Here is a 13424-nt window from a genome sequence, read left to right as displayed (position 1 = left end):
CCGCCCCCGCACCCGCCGCCGAGGCGGTCGGAGCGCGCCGTGACATCGGCGTGGCGCCGACTGACGCCGCACTGACGTTGACATGACGTCTCTATGACGCCATCATGCCGTCATGACGTTGGTCGAACGAGTTCGCGCGCTTCCGCGCCGTTGGCCCGGTTTCGAGTCGATCCGGGGCATTCCGATCCTGTTGCGCCTGTTGCCCTCGGTGAGCCGCCGCCAGTCCGCCCTGCTCGGTCTCGGAGTGCTGCTCGCCGCCGCTCTCCCGGTCGCGGCGATCGCGCTGACCGGTCTGCTGGTGGGCTCGATCCCGGCGGCCGTCCGGGGCGGACTCGACTCGCCGGCCGGTCAGCGGACCCTCGACCTGCTGGTCGCCGTGGGCGCCGTGGTCGTGGCGCAGCGGTTCGTCGCCCCGATGCTGCGCGCGGTCTCGATGACGCTCGGCCGGGAGACCGACCGCTACCTGCAGGACCGCGTACTCGCCGCCGTCGGCCGGCCGGGCGGCATCGCCCACCTGGAGGACCCCGACGTCCTCGCGCACGTACGCCTGGTGAAGGGGCTCGGCGCCGACGCGCAACGCCCCGGCCTCGCCGTCGAGGGGCTCGGGTACGTCCTGCCGTCCTGGCTGCAGGCGCTGGGCTCGGCCGTGGTGCTGTTGTTCTTCTCCTGGTGGATCGGCCTGCTGTGGTTGGTCGTCTGGCCGGTCGTGGTGTTCGCGATGCAGCAGGAGTACCTCCGCGTCGGCGAGGTCGGCTACGGCCGCAGCGACGCACTGCGCCGCGCGGAGTACCTCCGTGACGTCGCGCTCGGGCCCGCCGCCGGCAAGGAGGTGCGGGTGTGGGGGATGCTCGGCTGGCTGGTCGCCGCGTTCGAACGCGCGTGGTACACCGCGATGGCGCCGGTGTGGAAGGTGCGCAGCCCGCGGGGGAGCGTGCTGTTCGGGGCCAGCGGTGCGGTGCTGGCGGTCAACGCCGTGTCGTACGGGCTGCTGGCCTGGGCCGCGACCCGCGGCGACCTGTCCGTGGCGGCGGTGGCGATCTACACCCAGGCACTGGCCGGGGTGAACTCCTACACCGCCTTCGACGACCGCAACGTCTACCTGTCCTACGCCGCGGTGACGGTGCCGAAGGTGCTCGCCCTGGACGCTCGGCTGGGCGGCACGGGTGACTACTCTGCCGGCACCTCGACGGTGTCCGTCACCGAGCGGCCCGAGCGGCCCGAGCGGCCCGAGCGCCCCGAGCCGCTCGCGCCAGCGGCCGGCCGGGACCTGCCACGGCACGGCATCCGGTTCGACGGCGTGACGTTCCAGTACCCGCGCAGCGAACGCACGGCCCTGCACGGGCTCGACCTCGCCATCCCGGCCGGACGGTCGCTGGCCATCGTGGGGGAGAACGGCGCGGGCAAGACCTCGCTGGTCAAGCTCCTGTGCGGGCTGTACGCACCGACGCGCGGCCGGCTGCTCGTGGACGGCCACGACCTCGCCGGCCTGGACCCCGCGGCGTGGCGGGACCAGGTGGCCGTTCTGTTCCAGGACTTCGCCCGCTACCACCTGCCCGTCCGCGACAACATCGGCCTCGGCGCCCCGGCGTACGCCCACGACGAGGACCGGCTGCGGTCGGCCGCCCACAAGGCCGGCGTCCTGGACCTGGTCGAGTCGCTGCCGTACGGCTTCGACACCGTGCTGTCGCGGGAGTACACCGGCGGCGTCGACCTGTCCGGCGGCCAGTGGCAGCGGATCGCGCTCGCCCGGGCGATGTTCGCGGTGCAGGCCGGCGCCCGGCTGCTGATCCTGGACGAGCCCACGGCGGCACTGGACGTGCGGGCGGAGGCGGAGCTGTACGAGCGGTTCCTGGAGCTCACCGAGGGGCTGACCACCTGCCTGATCTCGCACCGTTTCTCGACCGTGCGCCGGGCCGACCGGATCGTCGTCCTCGCCGACGGCGGCGTGGTCGAGGACGGCAGCCACGAGGAGCTGATGGACCTGTCCGGCCGGTACGCCGAGATGTTCACCCTGCAGGCCTCGCGCTTCCTCGACCAGCAGACTGCACAGGCGGCGCTGCCGGTCGACGGGCAGGGGCACGCGGCCGGCACCTCCACAGGAGAAGGGATGGAGACCCATGCGTGAGGCACTGCGCGCCTACCGGATGACGATGGCGATCGGGTTCCGTGCGGCACCCTGGCGAGCGACCTTCCAGCTGGTCACCGGCGTGGTCATGGCGCTGGTGCCGGTGGTCCTGGCGTACGGCGCGAAACTCGTCGTGGACGCCGCCCTCGGCCGCGACCTGGGGCTGGGCCTGTGGGCCGCGGGCCTGCTCGCCGGCGTCGTCGCGGTCAGCCTGGTCAACGTCTTCTACTACTGCGACTGCGTGTTCGGCGTGATCGAGCGGGCCCAGGCCTACGCGGAGCGGCGGCTGATGGTGCTGCTCGGCGGGGTGGACGGGCTGGCGCACCACGAGCGCCCGGAGTACCTCGACCAGGTGCAGCGCATCCGCGAGGAGAGCCGTTCCCTCGGGACGATGGTCAACGCCACCGCCGGGATGGTGCGGTCGCTGGTGTCGCTGGCGGCCACCGGAGTGCTGCTGGGCCGGGTGCATCCGGCGCTGCTCGCGTTGCCGCTGGTGTCCGTGGTGTCCATCGTGATCGGCCGGCGGGCCCGTGACCTCGACGTCGCCGCGCAGGAGGTGACCACCGAGCCCGAACGCCTGCGCCGGCACCTGTTCGACGTCGCCACGTCCGCCTCGGCCGGGAAGGAGCTGCGGGTCTTCGGGCTCACCGGTGAGCTGCGTACCCGCCACAACGAGGTCGCCGGTCGCGTGGTCGCCGAACGCAACCGCGCCACCTGGAGGGGCGCCGTGCTCGGCGCGGTGGACGCGCTGGTCGTCGCCGCGGCGTACGTCGCCGCGATCGCCTTCGTGCTGCTCCTCGCCGTGCGGGGACAGGCCGGCCCAGGTGACGTGGTGCTGGCCATCGGGCTGGCCGCGCAGCTGACCTGGATCGTGTCCACGGCCGTCGCGTACGGCACCAGCCTGATGCTGGTGCTGAAGGTCGGCCGGCGGCTGCTGTGGCTGGAGGACTACGCGGAGAACGAGGCGTACGTCCCAGCGCACCCGGCAACGGTGCCGAACCGGCTGCGGGACGGCATCGAGGTGCGCGACGTGTCGTTCGGCTACCCCGACACCGGCGGGAAGGTGCTCGACCGGCTGTCGCTGCGGTTGCCGGCCGGCAAGGTCGTCGCGCTCGTCGGCGAGAACGGCGCCGGGAAGACCACGCTGGTGAAGATGCTCTGCGACTTCTATCGCCCGGACCAGGGGGCGATCCTGGTGGACGGCACGCCGCTGGCCGACTTCCCGGTGGAGGAGTGGCGGTCCCGGCTGAGTGCTGCGTTCCAGGACCACGTGGCGTTCGAGTTCGCCGCCCGGGAGGCGGTCGGCGTGGCGGACCTGCGCCGGGTCGACGACGACGCGGCGGTGCTGGCCGGGCTGGAGCGCGCGGGCGCGAGCGGTGTGCTGACGGCGCTGCCGAACGGCCTGGACACCCAGCTCGGCAAGTCCTGGGAGGGCGGCGTCGACCTGTCCGGCGGGCAGTGGCAGCGGCTGGCGCTCGGGCGTGGGCTGATGCGCACCGACCCGCTGCTGGTGGTGTTCGACGAACCCACCGCCGCGCTGGACCCGCAGACCGAGCACGCGATGTTCGAACGCTTCGCTGCGGCCGCCCGCAGCGGGGCGCGCCAGGGCACCGTCACGCTGCTGGTCTCGCACAGGTTCTCGACCGTACGCATGGCCGACCTGATCGTCGTGCTGTCCCGCGGGCGGGTCCTGGAGCAGGGCAGCCACGCCGAGCTGATGGAACACGGCGGGTTGTACGCCGAGCTGTACGACCTGCAGTCCCGCGCCTACCGCTGAGGGTGAGCCGGGCGCAGCAGGTCAGGTGTGACGTCGGCGAGGGACGCGCATCCGCACAGGGCCAGCGTCTCCTCCAGGTCGGCCCGCATCGCCACCAGCAGGTCGCGCACTCCGTCGGCACCTCCGGTGGCCAGCGCCCACACCGCGGGCCGCCCGACGAACGCCGCCGTGGCGCCGAGGGCCAGCGCACGGACGACGTCGCGGCCGGTGCGGATCCCGCCGTCGACGTACACCTCCACCTCGTCGGGCAGGGCGGACCGCACCTCGGCCAGGGCACGCGCGGTGGGTACGGCGCCGTCCAGCTGGCGGCCGCCGTGGTTGGACACCCACACCGCGTCCGCGCCCGCGTCGGCGCAGGCGCGGGCGTCGTCGCCGCGCACCACGCCCTTCACCACCAGCGGCAGCCGGCCCGACACCTCGGCCAGCCAGGCCAGGTCGGCGTACGTCACACCCGGGTCCTGCCACACGCCCTCGTCCGCGCGGGCACGCAGCTCGGGGACGAGCACGGGCGAGACCTCGGCGGGCGGGAACGCCGTGGACCGCGCCTTCTTCGCGACGTACGGCGTGTCGACGGTCAGCACCAGCGCCCGGGCACCGGCGGCCGCGGCCCGCTCGACCACGGCGGCGGTGAGGTCGCGGTCGCGGAGCACGTACAGCTGCAGCCACCACGGCCCGGCCGCGCCCGCGAGCTCGTCGAACGTCGCGGTGGCCCGGGTGGACAGCGCCAGCAGGGAGCCCGCGTGTGCGGCACCGGTGGCCATGCCCAGCTCGCCGTCGGGATGCACCAGCCGCTGGTAGCCGGTCGGTGCGACCTGGACCGGTGAGCTGACCGGCGTACCCAGCACTGTCGTGGACGTGTCCACGCTGCTCACGTCGCGGAGTACCCGGGGAGCGAGGGCCAGGTCGCGCCAGGCGGCCAGGTTGGCGGCCAGCGTCTCCTCCACGCCCGAGCCGGTGGCGATGTAGTCGTACACCTCCGCGGGAAGCACCGAGCGGGCCGCCGCCTCGAGGTCGAGAGGCTCGAGCTGCGGGGCCGTCACGGCGGCCGACGCCGCCGGAGGCTGCGGGTCGGGGGAAGGCCGGGTGTCCGGAGGAGGCACGGAGGTCATGACGGCCATTGTCCCGTCTCTCCCGCGAACTGCTGCCCGGACGGCCGCGCCCACCGTGCCTGACCGATGATCGACACCCGGGCTGCTAGCGTGCCTGGATCGAAGACGGCAGCTGACCAGGGAGGCGTACGTGGGTCGATCCGTGCTGGTGACAGGGGGGAACCGCGGCATCGGGCTCGCTGTCGCGCAGGCGTTCCGCGAGGCCGGCGACGACGTCGCGATCACCTATCGCGGCGGGGAGCCCCCGGAGGGCTTCCTGGCGGTGAAGTGCGACGTGACCGAGCCGGACACGGTGGAGGCGGCGTTCGCCGAGGTCGAGGAGAAGCAGGGCCCGGTCGAGGTGCTGGTGGCCAACGCCGGCATCACCCGCGACACCCTGCTGATGCGGATGAGCGACGAGGACTGGTCCAGCGTCATCGAGACCAACCTGACCGGCGCCTTCCGCTTCGCCCGGCGGGCCGCCAAGGGCATGCTGCGGAAGCGCCGCGGCCGGATCGTGTTCGTGTCCTCGGTGGTCGGGCTCTTCGGTGGCGCCGGCCAGGTCAACTACGCGGCCAGCAAGTCCGGCATGGTCGGCATGGCCCGGTCCATCGCCCGCGAGCTGGGGTCGCGGGGAATCACCGCCAATGTCGTGGCCCCCGGTTTTGTGGAAACCGCCCTGACGGCCGAGCTTTCCGACGAGCTACAAAAGCAGTACCTCAAGCAGATCCCGCTCGGCCGGTACACCAGCACCGAGGAAGTGGCGCGGGTGATCCGCTGGGTGGCAAGCGACGAGGCGGCATACATCACCGGGGCCGTCATCCCGGTGGACGGCGGACTAGGGATGGGGCACTAAGACATGGGCGGGATCCTCGAGGGCAAGCGCATCCTGGTCGCGGGCGTGACCATGGACTCCTCGCTCGGCTTCGCGGTCGCGAAGGTCGCGCAGGAGCAGGGCGCGCAGGTGGTCATCACCAACTTCGGCCGGGCGCTGTCGATCACCAGGCGAATCGCCAAGCGGCTGCCGGTCGAGCCGGCGGTACTCGAACTCGACGTCACCAACGAAGACCACCTGGCCGGGCTGGCCGACGCGCTGCGCGCCCACGTCGACGGGCTGGACGGCGTGGTGCACTCCATCGCGTTCGCGCCGCAGGACGCTCTCGGTGGCAACTTCCTGAACACCAGCTGGGCCGATGCCGCGACGGCGATGCAGGTCTCGGCGTACTCCCTGAAGTCGCTCACGATGGCCACGCTGCCGCTGATGAAGGAGGGGTCGTCGGTGGTCGGCCTCACCTTCGACGCCACGGTGGCCTGGCCTGCGTACGACTGGATGGGGGTGGCGAAGGCCGGGCTGGAGTCCTGTGCCCGCTACCTCGCCCGCGACCTCGGGCCGAAGGGCATCCGGGTCAACCTCGTCTCCGCGGGCTACACCAAGACGATCGCCGCGGGCGGCATCCCCGGGATCGAGAAGGTGGAGAACGTCTGGAGCGAGCGGGCTCCGCTCGGCTGGGACCCGACGGACAGTAGCCCCACCGGGCGCGCGGTCGTCGGGCTGTTGTCGGACTTCTTCCCGAAGACGACCGGCGAGATCATCCACGTCGACGGCGGCTACCACGCGATGGGTGCCTGACCGCCCCAGCTCGCAGCTCCACACTGCTCAGGTGGGCGCCACGCACGACGCGTGGCGCCCACCGGCGTCTTCTCAGGAGGCTGCGGCCTCGCCGGGCGATCCGGTAGTGGCCTCCAGCCAGAACCTCGCGATCAGCGCGTGCCCCGCGTCGGTGGGGTGTACGCCGTCGGCGGCCAGCTCGGCCGGGTCCTGGTCGGCGGCGGCCTTGGCCAGTAGTCCGTCGAGCGGCACCAGGGTCGCGCCGTACTCCGCGGCCAGTCGGCGGACGACCTCGAGCTTGGGGTCCAGGTCCTCCCGCCAGCCGTGCTGGCCCGCCGTCACCGGCAGCACGAACGGCTCCACCAGCACCAGCCGGGCGGGCAGCGCGTCGGTCGTCCGGGCAAGGATGTGGTCGTAGTCGCGGGCGAAGTCGTCCGCCGACGTGGCGTCACCGCTGTCGTAGCGGCGCCAGGTGTCGTTGATCCCGACCAGGATCGACACCACGTCGGGAGTGAGATCCAGGCAGTCCTCCTGCCACCGGGCGCGCAGGTCGCGGACCCGGTTGCCGCTGATGCCGCGGTTCAGGAACCGCACGCCGTCGCCGGGCCGGGTCCGGAAGTAGGTGTCGGCGACCAGCCGGGGGTATCCGGCGCCGAGGTCGTTCGGGTCGGAACGGTCCCGGCCGGCGTCGGTGACGCTGTCGCCGATGAACAGGACCGTCGAGTTCGGGGTCAGTACGCTCACGTGTTCGAACCTAGGCCGACTCGCCCCGATCGGCGGGTCCGGGGTCCGGTCCTGGACGGCCGGCCGCGGGCCGCGAGTACGCCGACCGGGGCGCTGCTCAGGGCAACAGCAGGTTGACGTCGCCGAACTCGTGCCACAGGTAGCCGTTCTCCACCGCGGCCGCGTAGCAGCGGCGTACGAGATCGGGCCCGGCGATCGCCTCCAGCATCAGCAGGTGGGACGCCTTCGGCTCGTGGAAACCGGTGAGCAGCCCCGACACCACCGCGACGCCGCGCTCGGCGGTGACCACGAGCTCGGTCCAGCCGGAGGCGGCGCGCACCCATGGTCCCTGGGCGGCGGACTCCAACGCGCGCACCACCGTCGTACCGACCGCCACCACCCGGGCGCCGCGCTCGTTGGCGTCGTTCACCACGGCGGCGGTCGCCGCCGGGACCTCGAACCACTCCGCGTACGGCGGTTCGTGGAACTCCGCCGAGGCCACGCCGGTATGCAGGGTGATCGGCACCACCAGGACGCCGCGGGCCACCAGCTCGGTCACCACCTCCGGGGTGAACGGCCTGCCGGCACTGGGCATCTCCGCACTTCCGGGCGTGGTGGCGAACGCCGTCTGGTAGGCGTGCAGCGGCCAGTCACGGCCCACGTACCCGTACCGGATCGGCCGGCCGTGCCGGGCGAGATACGCCGGTACGTCGGGGACGGTGGACGGGAGGGCCGGTACGGCGTGCCAGAGCCGGCCGGACCGGTGCCGCTCGCGCAGCACCAGCGCCGCGCCGCCGGGCAGGTCGATCCGCCGGCCGGGACGGCCGCCTGGGTCGGGGCCGTCACCGCGGCGGAGCTCGACCAGCCACGAACCATCGGCGGCCAGGGTGGAGAAGTGCACGCTGCGCCGCTCGGCCTGCTCGGTGCCGTCGGCTCCCGGGGGCAGGTCCACGGCGGCGGGCCGGGTCCCGGACCGGTTCACCACCACCACGTCGCCGGGTTCGAGCAGCTGCGGCAGGTCGACGAACCGGTGGTGGGCGACCTCGTTCGCCGGCCCGTCGCCGGACCCGTCGCCCCGGCCGAGCAGCAGCCGTACGCCGTCCCGGGTCAGTCCGCGGGCCTCCGGCGGCTCGTGCGCCTCGAGCTCGGGCGGCAGAACGAAGTCGATCCTGGGCGTGGGGAGAACGCCCGGCGAGGTCCGGTCCGGCTGGACGGCGGCTGTCTTCGTACTGGCTGTCTTCGTACTGGCTGTCTTCGTACTGGCTGTCTTCGTACCGGAGCTCATGCGGCCACCTCGCTGAGCAGGTCGGCGGCACGGTAGCGGCCGTTTGCGGGGCGCTCACTGACCAGCCGGACGAACGCCGGCACCACGGTGTCGGGCAGCGGGCGGTCGGAGATGTCCTCGCCGGGGAAGGCGTCCTGGTGCATCTGGGTGCGCAGGTCGCCCGGGTCGACCCACCACACCCGTACGTCGTCGCCGGCCTCGGCGAGCTCGACCGCGAGGACGCGGGACCAGTGCTCCAGCGCGGCCTTGGCCGAGCCGTAGCCACCCCAGCCGGGGTAGGCCTCCACGGCCGCGTCGCTGGTGACGTTCGCCACAGCGCCGGACCGCTCCCGCAGCAGCGGCAGCGCCAGCTGGGTCAGCGCCAGCGGGGCGACGACGCCGATCTCCAGGACCTCCCGGTACGCCGGGGCGCCGAGCGACGCCAGCGGCGGCAGCGGGCTGGGGCCGAGCAGGCCGGCGTTGTTGACCAGCAGGTCGAGGCCGCCGAGGTCACGGGCGGCCGCCACCAGTTCGGCGCGGTGTGCGGCGTCGCCGACCGAGCCGGCCCGGGCCTCGACCCGGGCGCCGGGCCCGGCCCGGCTGGTCAGCTCGGCCACCGCGTCGCGCAGTGCGGCGTCGTGGCGGGCGTCGACGACGAGGGACCAGCCGCGGTCGGCGAGCCCGCCGGCGAGGGCGAGCCCGAGGCCGCGGGAGGCTCCGGTGACAAGGGCGACAGGCATGGCGTACCTCCGGATCGGAGAGGTTCGAGGGGCGGCTCCGCGCCGTCGGGAACCGCGGGCTTCGAGGTGCTGCTGGTCCCGACGCTAGGAGCGCGGGCGGTCCCGGCCATCGGGCCGCGGATCGGACCGGCCTCGGTCGATGGGCCTAGGACCAGCGGCGGGGCGGCGCGGCCGGTCCCGGGGGCCCCGGCGGCGGGTAGCGTTCGGAACGTGTCCAGCTCCGATCACGCCGCGGACCCGGGCCGGCCCCGCGACGCCAGCCGCCGGGACGATCTCGAGGCACTGTCGCGTGCGCTGCTCGCGATCACCGAGCAGACCGCCACCCGCGAGGTGCTGCAGATGATCGTGGAGTCGGCGCGCTCGCTGGTGCGGTCGGAGTACGCCGCCCTGGGGCTGCCGGACGAACGCGGCCGGTTCGCGGAGTTCTACGCCAGCGGGATCAGCCCCGAGCAGTGGCAGGCGATCGGCCCGCTCCCGCGCGCGCACGGCCTGCTGAGCGTGATGATGGCGCAGGCCCGGCCCTACCGCGCCGAGGACGTGCAGGCGGACCCGCGGTTCTCCGGCTGGCCCGCCGCCCACCCGCCGATGCGGGGCTTTCTCGGCGTCCCCATCGTCGACCGGGGCGAGATCATGGGCGCGATCTACGTCGCCAACGGTCCGGACGCGCCGGTGTTCGGCGACGAGGACGAACGCCTGCTCGGCATCCTCGCCGCGCACGCCGCGATCGCGCTCACCCGCGCCCGGATGTTCGAACGCGACCGCGAACTCACCCTGGTGGCCGAGCGCGCCCGGATCGCCCGCGACCTCCACGACGCGGTGGCGCAGAAGCTGTTCAGCCTGCGCCTGACCGTGGGGGCCGCGGAAGCCCTTACGGTGAAGGGCGATCGCGACCGTGCACATGAACAGTTCGCCCGGGTGAAGGAGCTCGCCGGGTCCGCGCTGGACGAGTTGCGCGCCGTGGTGACCGAGCTACGCCCGCCGGCGGTGCGCGAGGACGGCCTGGTGCCGGCGCTGCGCAAGCATGTCGCGGTGATCTCCCGGGCCCATCCGGTCCGGGTCCGCTTCACCTCCGACTGCGACGGCCGCTGCGAGCTGCCCGGCGAGGTCGAGGACGTGGTGTTCCGGGTGGCCCAGGAGGCGTTGCACAACGCGCTGCGGCACGCCGAGCCGGGCAGGGTCGACGTCGACCTCAGTACGTCAGACCACGAGGTGGTGCTCGTGGTGGCCGACGACGGCAAGGGGTTCGACGGCGACCCGGCCCGCGACGGCGGCCACCATCTGGGGCTCGCGTCGATGCACGAACGCGCCCGGCAGGCGGGCGGGCGGCTCCGGGTCGACTCCCGTCCCGGCGCGGGAACCACACTTCGGCTGGAGGTGCCGCATGAGTGACAGTGCCCCTGGGAGTGCCCCCGGGAGCGCGCCCGGCAGGGCCGCGGGGAATGCCGCACGAGGTGCCGTGGAGGCCGCCGGCACCGCCGGGCCGATCCGTGTGCTCGTCGTCGACGACCACCAGGTCGTACGCCACGGACTGCGGACGTTCCTCGACATCCAGGACGACATCGAGGTGGTCGGCGAGGCCGGTGACGGCGGCACGGCGGTGGAGTTGACCGAGACGCTGCGACCGGACCTGATGCTGCTCGACCTGCAGTTGCCGGGGGTGGACGGGGTGTCGGCACTGCGCATGCTGCGTGACCGGGGGAGCACGGTGCGCGTTCTCGTTCTCACCTCGTTCACCGAACCCGCCACCGTGGTCCCGGCACTGCGGGCCGGCGCGGCGGGCTACCTCTTCAAGGACGTCGACCCCGAGGCGCTCGCGCAGGCCATCCGGGCCGTGCACGCGGGCCAGGTCCTCCTCGAACCCGAGGTGGCCGAGGCGCTGCTGCGTGGGGACGAGCCGGCCGAACGCGCCGGAGGCGGCCTCACCGAACGCGAACGTGAGGTACTGGTCGAGATCGCCCATGGCCGGTCCAACCGGGAGATCGCCCGGGCGCTGGTGCTGTCGGAGAAGACCGTGAAGACGCACGTCTCGTCCATCCTGGCCAAGCTGGGCCTGGCCGACCGGACCCAGGCGGCGCTGTACGCGGTGCGCCGCGGCCTGGCCTGATCCACACCCGGGATCTCGGCACCGCACCTGTGGTGAGGGCGGCCAGTGGCGAGATTTGGGTCACCGCACCCGTGGAGAGGGCGGCCAGTGGCGAGATTTGGGTCACCCATAGGCTGGGGCGCGTCCACGTACGCCCGTACGCACCCCGAATCCCAGGGACCCACTCGGATGAAGACGTTCGACGAGTTGTTTGCCGAGCTGGCCGCGAAGGCCGCCACCCGCCCGGAGGGTTCGGGCACGGTCGCGGCGCTGGACGCGGGCGTTCATGCCATCGGCAAGAAGCTCGTCGAGGAGGCGGCGGAGTCCTGGATGGCCGCCGAGCACGAGGGTCGTGAGCGCGCCGCGGAGGAGATCTCCCAGCTGCTCTACCACGCCCAGGTGCTGATGCTCGCCTGCGACCTGAAGCTCGAGGACGTCTACAAGCATCTGTAGGGGTGAGCGGCCCTCACCCCTCTCCGGCGACCGAGTACCGCCAGGACTTCCCGGGCCCGTCCGGGTTTCCTTCCAGGCTTGAGGAAAGAGCGTCCGACATGTTGCGTGTGGCCATTCCGAACAAGGGTCAGCTGGCCGAGCCCGCCGCCCAGATGCTGCGCGAGGCCGGCTACCGCCAGCGCGGCAGCGCCCGTGAGCTGGTGCTGATCGACCCCGACAACCAGATCGAGTTCTATTACCTGCGTCCCCGCGACATCGCGGTCTACGTCGGCGAGGGCACCCTCGACGTCGGCATCACCGGCCGGGACATGCTGCTGGACTCCGGCGCGCCCGCCGACGAGGTGCTCACCCTCGGCTTCGCCCGGTCGACGTTCCGGCTGGCCGCCCGGCCGGGGACCGCGAAGTCCGTGCACGACCTGCAGGGCCTGCGCATCGCCACGTCGTACGCCGGGCTGATCCGGAGCTACCTCGCCGACAACGGCGTCACCGCTCATGTGACCCACCTCGACGGCGCGGTGGAGACCGCGATCCAGCTCGGCGTCGCCGACGTCATCGCCGACGTCGTGGAGACGGGCGCCACGCTCCGCCAAGCCGGGCTGGAGCTGTTCGGCGACCCGATCCTGCGTTCGGAAGGTGTGCTGATCCGCCGCAACGGCACGGCCGACCCGGAGGGGTTCGAGCTGATGCTGCGCAGGCTGCAGGGTGTGCTGGTCGCCCGCGACTACGTCCTGATGGACTACGACATCGCCGCGGACCGGGTGGACGAGGCGTCCCGGATCGCGCCGGGGCTGGAGGGGCCGACGGTCTCCCCGCTGCATCGGTCCGGCTGGGTCGCGGTGCGGGTGATGGTGCCGCGGGCGGACGCCCAGCGGTTGATGGACGAGCTGTGGAACGCCGGTGCGCGTGCGATCCTGGTCACCAGCATCCACGCCTGCCGACTGTGAGCGGATCGGTGCATTCGATGTCCGTACCCCGGCCCGATCCGGGCGATGCCGGGGACCATTCCGGCGACCGTGACGACCGCGGTGGTGCTGGTGACCGCGGCGGCGACGGGCCGGTGGTCCCACCCCTGCCGCACACCTGGCGTTCCCAGCTCGCCCTGGTCGTCGCCGTGGCGATGGGAGTCCTGCTGACGGCCGCCGCGGCGGGCCTGTGGATCGCGTTCCCGGCCGAGATCCGCGCGAAGTTCAGCTGGCCGCAGACGCTCACCCTGCTGGCGTTCCTCGCGGTGCTGTTGTTCGGCCTGTACCGCCTGGGGCGAATGCGACTGCGCGCCGACGACGCCGGGGTGACCATCGTCAACCTCACCCGTACGCACACGCTGGAGTGGGCCCAGGTGGTGCGGGTCAACCTGCGCCGCGGCGACCCCTGGGTGCAGCTCGACCTGGACGACGGGACGACCGTCTCGGTGATGGCCATCCAGTCCGCCGACGGCGACCGGGCGCGGGCGGCGGCCCGGCAGCTCGCCCGCCTGGTCGTCGCGCACTCCAGCACCAGCCGAGACGACTGAGCCCGCCTGAACCCGCCTCAAGCTGCCTGAAACGCGCCTGATCCCGACTCGG

General features: G+C 73.1%; 13 protein-coding genes. 9 read left to right on the top strand and 4 right to left on the bottom strand.

Annotated elements, in window-relative coordinates:
* Positions 1 to 112: 112 nt before the first annotated feature.
* Positions 113 to 2125 (top strand): ATP-binding cassette domain-containing protein, encoded by a 2013-nt coding sequence (locus ABZV93_RS10495; protein WP_354933211.1) that lies wholly within the window; start codon positions 113 to 115, stop codon positions 2123 to 2125.
* On the top strand, positions 2118 to 3902 hold the full coding sequence (locus tag ABZV93_RS10490; RefSeq protein ID WP_354933209.1) for an ABC transporter ATP-binding protein: 1785 nt from the start codon (positions 2118 to 2120) through the stop codon (positions 3900 to 3902). The genes ABZV93_RS10495 and ABZV93_RS10490 overlap by 8 nt, the downstream gene beginning before the upstream one ends.
* On the opposite strand, the gene ABZV93_RS10485 is transcribed toward ABZV93_RS10490, so the two are convergent.
* Positions 3893 to 5011, bottom strand: coding sequence for an alpha-hydroxy acid oxidase (locus ABZV93_RS10485; RefSeq protein WP_354933207.1), 1119 nt, complete (start codon positions 5009 to 5011; stop codon positions 3893 to 3895). The two genes, ABZV93_RS10490 and ABZV93_RS10485, sit on opposite strands and share 10 nt — an antisense overlap.
* 130 nt (positions 5012 to 5141) lie before the next feature.
* On the opposite strand from ABZV93_RS10485, the gene ABZV93_RS10480 reads away from it, so the two are divergent.
* A complete protein-coding gene (locus ABZV93_RS10480; RefSeq protein WP_354933205.1) occupies positions 5142 to 5846 on the top strand; it encodes a beta-ketoacyl-ACP reductase in 705 nt (234 codons plus the stop codon).
* 3 nt (positions 5847 to 5849) lie between these two features.
* Positions 5850 to 6620, top strand: a complete 771-nt coding sequence (fabI, locus tag ABZV93_RS10475; RefSeq protein WP_354933203.1) for an enoyl-ACP reductase FabI — start codon at positions 5850 to 5852, stop codon at positions 6618 to 6620.
* Positions 6621 to 6692: 72 nt separating this feature from the next.
* On the opposite strand, the gene ABZV93_RS10470 is transcribed toward fabI, so the two are convergent.
* The 3 genes from ABZV93_RS10470 to ABZV93_RS10460 all read right to left on the bottom strand — a co-directional run bounded on the left by ABZV93_RS10470 (position 6693) and on the right by ABZV93_RS10460 (position 9326).
* On the bottom strand, positions 6693 to 7343 hold the full coding sequence (locus ABZV93_RS10470; RefSeq protein WP_354933201.1) for an SGNH/GDSL hydrolase family protein: 651 nt from the start codon (positions 7341 to 7343) through the stop codon (positions 6693 to 6695).
* Between the two features lie 97 nt (positions 7344 to 7440).
* A complete protein-coding gene (locus ABZV93_RS10465) occupies positions 7441 to 8607 on the bottom strand; it encodes an S-adenosylmethionine:tRNA ribosyltransferase-isomerase (RefSeq protein ID WP_354933199.1) in 1167 nt (388 codons plus the stop codon).
* Positions 8604 to 9326, bottom strand: a complete 723-nt coding sequence (locus ABZV93_RS10460; protein WP_354933197.1) for an SDR family oxidoreductase — start codon at positions 9324 to 9326, stop codon at positions 8604 to 8606. Before ABZV93_RS10460 ends, ABZV93_RS10465 begins: the two co-directional genes overlap by 4 nt.
* A 210-nt stretch (positions 9327 to 9536) precedes the next feature.
* Here ABZV93_RS10460 and ABZV93_RS10455 point away from each other — a divergent pair, with 210 nt between their 5' ends.
* The 5 genes from ABZV93_RS10455 to ABZV93_RS10435 all read left to right on the top strand — a co-directional run bounded on the left by ABZV93_RS10455 (position 9537) and on the right by ABZV93_RS10435 (position 13372).
* Positions 9537 to 10715 carry a GAF domain-containing sensor histidine kinase gene (locus tag ABZV93_RS10455; protein WP_354933195.1) on the top strand — a complete coding sequence of 393 codons (1179 nt, stop codon included), beginning with the start codon at positions 9537 to 9539 and terminating at the stop codon, positions 10713 to 10715.
* The gene (locus ABZV93_RS10450; RefSeq protein WP_354933193.1) at positions 10708 to 11430 is read left to right on the top strand and encodes a response regulator transcription factor; all 723 of its coding nucleotides are present in this window, start codon (positions 10708 to 10710) and stop codon (positions 11428 to 11430) included. Before ABZV93_RS10455 ends, ABZV93_RS10450 begins: the two co-directional genes overlap by 8 nt.
* A 168-nt stretch (positions 11431 to 11598) precedes the next feature.
* On the top strand, positions 11599 to 11862 hold the full coding sequence (locus ABZV93_RS10445; RefSeq protein ID WP_092882967.1) for a phosphoribosyl-ATP diphosphatase: 264 nt from the start codon (positions 11599 to 11601) through the stop codon (positions 11860 to 11862).
* A gap of 98 nt (positions 11863 to 11960) precedes the next feature.
* Positions 11961 to 12806 (top strand): ATP phosphoribosyltransferase, encoded by an 846-nt coding sequence (gene hisG, locus ABZV93_RS10440; protein WP_354933191.1) that lies wholly within the window; start codon positions 11961 to 11963, stop codon positions 12804 to 12806.
* 17 nt (positions 12807 to 12823) lie between these two features.
* The gene (locus tag ABZV93_RS10435; RefSeq protein ID WP_354933189.1) at positions 12824 to 13372 is read left to right on the top strand and encodes a PH domain-containing protein; all 549 of its coding nucleotides are present in this window, start codon (positions 12824 to 12826) and stop codon (positions 13370 to 13372) included.
* The last annotated feature ends 52 nt before the right edge of the window (positions 13373 to 13424 follow it).

Source organism: Actinopolymorpha sp. NPDC004070, from assembly GCF_040610475.1.
Taxonomy (GTDB): Bacteria; Actinomycetota; Actinomycetes; order Propionibacteriales; family Actinopolymorphaceae; genus Actinopolymorpha.
This window is presented reverse-complemented; position numbering and strand designations above follow the sequence as displayed.

Coding starts and splice junctions, on each gene's coding strand:
- fabI (WP_354933203.1), top strand. CDS start 5,850: ATGGGCGGGATCCTCGAGGGCAAGCGCATCCTGGTCGCGGGCGTGACC.
- ABZV93_RS10490 (WP_354933209.1), top strand. CDS start 2,118: ATGCGTGAGGCACTGCGCGCCTACCGGATGACGATGGCGATCGGGTTC.
- ABZV93_RS10485 (WP_354933207.1), bottom strand. CDS start 5,011: ATGACCTCCGTGCCTCCTCCGGACACCCGGCCTTCCCCCGACCCGCAG.
- ABZV93_RS10465 (WP_354933199.1), bottom strand. CDS start 8,607: ATGAGCTCCGGTACGAAGACAGCCAGTACGAAGACAGCCAGTACGAAG.
- hisG (WP_354933191.1), top strand. CDS start 11,961: ATGTTGCGTGTGGCCATTCCGAACAAGGGTCAGCTGGCCGAGCCCGCC.
- ABZV93_RS10460 (WP_354933197.1), bottom strand. CDS start 9,326: ATGCCTGTCGCCCTTGTCACCGGAGCCTCCCGCGGCCTCGGGCTCGCC.
- ABZV93_RS10495 (WP_354933211.1), top strand. CDS start 113: ATGACGTTGGTCGAACGAGTTCGCGCGCTTCCGCGCCGTTGGCCCGGT.
- ABZV93_RS10445 (WP_092882967.1), top strand. CDS start 11,599: ATGAAGACGTTCGACGAGTTGTTTGCCGAGCTGGCCGCGAAGGCCGCC.
- ABZV93_RS10450 (WP_354933193.1), top strand. CDS start 10,708: ATGAGTGACAGTGCCCCTGGGAGTGCCCCCGGGAGCGCGCCCGGCAGG.
- ABZV93_RS10435 (WP_354933189.1), top strand. CDS start 12,824: ATGTCCGTACCCCGGCCCGATCCGGGCGATGCCGGGGACCATTCCGGC.